A 667-nucleotide genomic window follows, 5' to 3' on the forward strand; every position below is an offset into this window, starting at 1 on the left:
GGTGCGCGTGGCTTGTGGATAGTTTTGTGTTATCCACAGGCCGTTTTGGCCGTTTGCTGCGCGTTTGCGGGTTTCGGTTTAGCGTTGCCGGCATGAATCCTTTTGCAGCGCTCGTGGCGGGTTTAGCGAACCCGATTGAGACCTTGGCATCCTTTGATGCCCAGGTGCTTAACGCGGTTGGCTGCAGCCCTGCTCGTGTTCGCGAATGGGCAAAGCTTCATAAGGTCTACTACGGGAAGACGACGTTTACCCGCAAACAAACAGACGCGATCACGGTGGCACGTTCGACGAAGAAGTCCTTGGATCAGCTTGTCTACATCGAAAGCAGAATCTCCTCCGTTGAGGACCCCAACGAGAAATGGCGGCTGCGCCTCGCGTTGCTTTCCATCCCGGGGGACTATAAAACGCTTCAGCGTCGGGCGAAGACCATCGTGCCAGAGGTAGACACACCAGCACCGACACCAACGTTGGGGTTTGGGCGCTCACGTAAAAAGAGGCGCCCTATCATCATCACGGCTAGAGAAGAAGACGCTGCAGCCATCGAGTTCGCCTCACGCCAGGGCCTCGGGGATGGTCCTGCTGGCCCACAGATGTACGAAACATTCATGACGATGCTCGGCCTGCGCCCTTCTGAGGACAACGAAGCCACAACCCCGGCTTCTGTTGC

General features: G+C 57.1%; 1 pseudogene. It reads left to right on the forward strand.

The window, feature by feature from the left end:
• Positions 1 to 92: 92 nt before the first annotated feature.
• Positions 93 to 667 (forward strand): annotated as a pseudogene (locus tag F4V54_RS11070) (hypothetical protein); the annotation flags it as partial.

The organism is Corynebacterium tuscaniense (assembly GCF_008693065.1).
Taxonomy (GTDB): Bacteria; Actinomycetota; Actinomycetes; order Mycobacteriales; family Mycobacteriaceae; genus Corynebacterium; species Corynebacterium tuscaniense.